The sequence below is a fragment of the Blautia sp. ZXY-1-C6 genome, from assembly GCF_056339875.1.
In genome coordinates, this window is sequence record NZ_JBWJVQ010000235.1 from 1 (window position 1) to 4,940 (window position 4,940).

The window sequence follows — 4,940 nt, forward strand, 5'->3', positions numbered from 1 at the left end:
CATACGCATACATGGAATCTGCCCCAGAATCTCACCTGCATACCAGTCCATCAGCTCATCAAAAGAAGCACCCTCCGGTGGAAGTATATTTCCCACAGAACGGTTATGCACGCAGGTATCATTCTCTACAGGAAGAGGCATAGCTTTGCTGGTCATTTCAAATAATTCCTGCCCCATTCTGGCGCCAAGCACTGCAATATGGGACTTTGTGATTTTCTCCTGTGCATGGAAAGCAGCCCGGAATTTTCCGGCATCAAACTTTGTGCCTTTGTACTGTGCATAAGCCTTCGCCAGCCCTTTTAACTGTACAGCCATACGCTCTCTGCTGCAGGCACTGTCACAGTGAAGCACATCCAAAATATAGAGAAAATCCAGCTTGCCGCTTTCAAGCAGAATGTCATAGACACTCCGGATAGTATCACAGCAGCTCACCAGGACAAGTTCCTTGATTTTCCCCTCCATGACTCCTTCCAGAAGTGTTTTTCCAAAACCGCAGATATTGGGATGGGAAACCTGATCGGCCAGGTCAAATCCCTCCGGCATATGATTAAAGTTCTCACATTCCCCGCCAAGAGATTCCAGAAGTTCAATTGGGGTATATTTACAGACATAGTAAGTTTTATTCATTCTCAGCACCTCCCAGCATTTCCAGAAAAGCTCCCAGCCTGGTGGAAGTTTGTCCTTCTCCTCCATGGCTTCGATCACACCCGTCACCGTCCAGGATCAAAAGGGGCAGACCGGCTTCCTCGAACTTCTTCTTTGCAAGCTGTGCCGCACCAAGCGTATGTTTACATCCCCAATGTCCAAACCACACAGCACCGTCTGCTCCTGCCTGTTTCGCATGGCGGATACCGGCTTCAATCCTTCTAAGGGCACTTCCGTTCAGTGAATGATATACCATTCTTTCTGCCATTGCTTCAAAAGGGTTCTCAGGATCAAAATCCGGCTCACAGGTTTCTGCAAGTTCACATCCTACGATCTGGGCTTTCTCACTGAAGCAAAGCTCCTGGCGCACTGCATCCGACCAGAATGGAATGGTATGCATCCAGTAAATGTGTTTCCCTTTCGCTGCCGGTGCTTTCTTAATATCTTCAAGAAGCATCTGTGTATACTTCTCTTCTTCTGCTGTTCCCAGAAGGATATTGTTTGTCATTCCTGCATACAAGGGTGTGACCAGATCAGAGGGCACATATCTGTCTGCACGCATCTGCTGATATTTTTTGTAATTCTCCAGAGTCCGCTTACTGCAGGCAAGACGTTCCCTTAATCTGTCCTCAGAGATTGTTTTTCCTGTATTTTTTTCCAGAAATATTTTTAAATCCTTTAACTGATCTGCCACATACTGTACATTCTCTGTGGTCTGATTCCATGGTACATCAATGGCAAATACAGGTACCTGGTAAAAATCTGCCAGGGTACGGAAGGTGAGCAGGTTAGCATCGCAGGTCAGGTTGGTATAAACAATACATTTAGGCTTTGGCAGAAGTCCTTTCTGCGCTGCACCAAGAAATGTCTTGTGATAACTGCACAGTGTCTCTGCAATTCCCTGATTCTCTGCCTGCTGCAAAAACGCCCTCTCTGCTTTGCTTGCAGAAAGATAGCAGGAAAATCCTTCTACATTATAGGGATGTAATCCCACCTCCTGCATCATTTCGCAGGGTGTAAAAATACTTACAATAACAGAAGCTTCCGGTTTCTGAAGGGGCCGCAGCATGGTATCCATCATCAGATTTGCAAGATGCCTGTCTGCAGGCATCAGTCTCTTGTCCTGCATGTAACGGAACTTCAGATTCTGCGCCTCCCAGCCGGTTTTTAACAGCCGGCGGGCTGACTGAGGCTTTTTATCCGTCAGATTTTCCACATAATGACCAAATGTCTCAATAATCTCCATAGTCTGTCTCTTCCTCATTATGGTAATAATAATTTATCAATTGTCAGTGCACAAATAGTGCCACGGAATATTTTAATAATATCTTTTTTGGAAGTCAAGTTGAATTTTCGTTACTGTTCACACACCACTATTCTGCGAGGTGTTTTGGCATGAATATGCCAAAATCCCGAGACATACAAGCCAAAATTCCATTGCCGCAGGCAATCTGGAATGAATTTTGGCTAAGTTACTGTGAACGGAGTGAACAGTAACGAATTTTCTCCAAAGTTCATCTGTTTTTGCACATTCTTCTTGACAAAAAAGTCTTAAATGATACACTTTTGAATGTATTATTTTTCAAAAAAAGGAAGAAATAATATAGGAATGATTTTTACGAAAGGAAGGAATTTTTAAAATGCGTTCATTGACGGTTTATTTAAAAAACTACAAAAAAGAAAGCATCCTTGCGCCATTTTTTAAATTTCTGGAGGTTGTATTTGACCTGATCGTACCTATCGTCATTGCACAGATCATAGATGTAGGTATTGCAAACCACGACAACAGATACATTGTCCAGAGATTTTCTATTCTTATACTAATGGCGGCTCTTGGTCTTGCCAGTACCATCACAGCTCAGTTCTTTGCCGCTAAAGCCAGCGTGGGCTTTGCCACAGAATTAAGACAGGCAGTTTATGACCATGTACAGCATCTGTCCTATACAGAGTTGGATACCCTGGGAACAGATACTCTTATCACAAGACTCACCGATGATGTCAATCAGATTCAGAACGGATTAAATATGGGACTTCGTCTTCTTCTTCGAAGTCCGTTTATCGTACTTGGATCCATGGTCATGGCATTTACCATTGATTTTAAATGTGCTCTGGTTTTTGCTGTTGCGATCCCGTTTCTGTTTCTGGTTGTCTTTGTCATTATGTTTCTCAGTATTCCTCTGTTTAAAAAAGTACAGGGAAAACTGGACACAGTAACCGGACTGACCAGAGAAAACCTTACAGGCGTCCGCGTTATCCGTGCATTCTGCCGCGAAAAAGAGGCAGTTGCAGAATTTGACACCCGCAATCAGGAGCTGACAAAGTTAAATCTCTTTGTAGGAAAGCTTTCCGCTTTGTTAAATCCGGTCACTTACGTACTGATCAATATTGCTACTGTTATTCTGATCCAGAAAGCAGGAGTAGAAGTAAATCTTGGCGGTATGCAGCAGGGACAGGTTGTTGCCCTTTATAACTATATGGCTCAGATGATCGTGGAACTGATCAAGCTTGCCTCCCTGATCATCACCCTGAACAAATCTGCAGCCTGCGCAGGACGTGTGGCAGATATCCTGAAAGTGAAATCTACTATGGATTACCCCTCCTCCTCCACATATTCTGCTCAGATATCGAAGGACCTTGCAACAGCAACTGCTGATGCATCACTTTCAGAAAATGCCGTCGTATTCGATGATGTAACCTTTGCGTACAGCAAAGCCGGTGCCCCCAGTCTTTCCCATATCAGTTTTTCTGTAAAAAAGGGACAGACCGTAGGTATTATCGGTGGTACAGGAAGCGGAAAAACCACTCTGGTAAATCTGATCTCCAGATTCTATGATGCCAGCAAAGGAACTGTTCTGCTGGATGGTCAGAATATTGAAAATTACACCAGAAGTGATCTCCGCTCCAGAATCGGCGTTGTTCCACAGAAGGCAGGTTCTCAAAGGCTCTATCCGGAACAGTAATCCCAACGGGCCGGGAAGATGCCTCTGACGAGGATCTGTGGCAGGCACTTACCACAGCACAGGGAAAAGAGGTGGTAGAGGGTAAACCGGGACAGCTTGATTTTATGCTGGAACAGAACGGTAAAAACCTTTCCGGTGGCCAGAAACAAAGACTTACCGTTGCCCGTGCCCTGGTAAAAAAACCTGAAATCCTGATCCTGGATGACAGTGCCAGTGCCCTGGACTTTGCCACTGATGCAGCACTGCGTAAGTCTCTCAACAGACTTGACTGGAGAGTCAGTACATTAGCTGGTATCCCAGCGTTCCTCCAGCATTCAGCAGGCAGACCTGATCCTTGTCCTTGATAACGGTACTCTGGCAGGTAAGGGTACTCATGCTGAACTGCTGCGTACCTGTGATACTTACCGGGAAATCTACTTCTCTCAGTTTCCGGAAGAAAGAGCCAGATACTCCTCTGTATCTGCAGGTAATATAATGAAGGAGGTGACTGTATGAGCAGATCAACAATAAAAGATCCTGCTAAAAGCAAAAGCGGCGAAAACTTTTTTTAAAGTTACTGCGTTTTCATCGGAAGATACCGTTTTCTGCTGATCCTCAGTATCATACTGGCGGCAGTTTCCGTTATCCTTCAGCTGTATGTCCCAATCCTATTCGGAAATGCCATTGATCAGGTCATTGCCCAACATCAGGTAAACTTCGAAATGATGTGGTATTACCTGTCACGTATCCTTGTAATGGTCATCCTCTCTTCTGCTGCCACGTGGCTTATGAATGTGATCAATAACCGCATGACCTACCAGACAGTAAAGGATATCCGTGCCAAAGCCATCCGACACATTCAGGTACTTCCCCTCTCTTACCTTGACGGACACAGTACCGGAGATATCATCAGCCGTATTATTGCAGATACAGATATTCTGTCCGATGGTATGCTGCTTGGATTTACCCAGCTTTTCTCAGGAATCGTAACTATTATAGGGACTTTGATCTTTATGTTTTCCAAAAATGTCTGGATTACATTGATGGTCACTGTTCTGACTCCTTTAAGCTTCCTGGTAGCCAAATTTATTTCTTCCCATACCTTCCAGATGTTCCGGAAGCAAAGCGATGCCAGAGGACGTCAGACTGCTCTCATCGAAGAGATGATTGGAAACCAGAAGGTTGTTCAGGCTTTTGGATATGAGGAAAAATCTTCTGAACGCTTTGCAAAGGTTAACGAAGAATTACAGGAATGCGGTCTGAAGGCTGTTTTTTACAGCAGCCTGACAAACCCTTCCACCCGTTTTGTCAATAATATTATTTATGCCTGTGTTGCACTGGTGGGTGCATTCATTA

Annotated in this window: 3 protein-coding genes and 1 pseudogene; 2 read left to right on the forward strand and 2 right to left on the reverse strand. The window is 44.5% G+C overall.

Translation table 11 applies throughout. The features are described from left to right. Both AC075J_RS14635 and AC075J_RS14640 read right to left on the reverse strand, forming a co-directional pair. On the reverse strand, positions 1-627 hold a 627-nt coding region (locus AC075J_RS14635), incomplete at its 3' end, for a 2-hydroxyacyl-CoA dehydratase (protein ID WP_476390467.1). Next, positions 620-1,891: a 2-hydroxyacyl-CoA dehydratase subunit D gene (locus AC075J_RS14640; protein ID WP_118670394.1), complete on the reverse strand. Its 1,272-nt coding sequence runs from the start codon at positions 1,889-1,891 to the stop codon at positions 620-622. The genes AC075J_RS14635 and AC075J_RS14640, both read right to left, overlap by 8 nt. Before the next feature lie 394 nt (positions 1,892-2,285). On the opposite strand from AC075J_RS14640, the pseudogene AC075J_RS14645 reads away from it, so the two are divergent. Further along, positions 2,286-4,100, forward strand: a pseudogene (locus tag AC075J_RS14645) (ABC transporter ATP-binding protein). 110 nt (positions 4,101-4,210) lie between these two features. Then, the coding region (locus AC075J_RS14650) for an ABC transporter permease (RefSeq protein ID WP_476390468.1) at positions 4,211-4,940 on the forward strand (730 nt) is incomplete at its 3' end.

What these genes read in the sequence shown, in the direction of transcription:
- AC075J_RS14640 (WP_118670394.1), bottom strand. Translation starts at nt 1,891, where the DNA reads ATGGAGATTATTGAGACATTTGGTCATTATGTGGAAAATCTGACGGAT.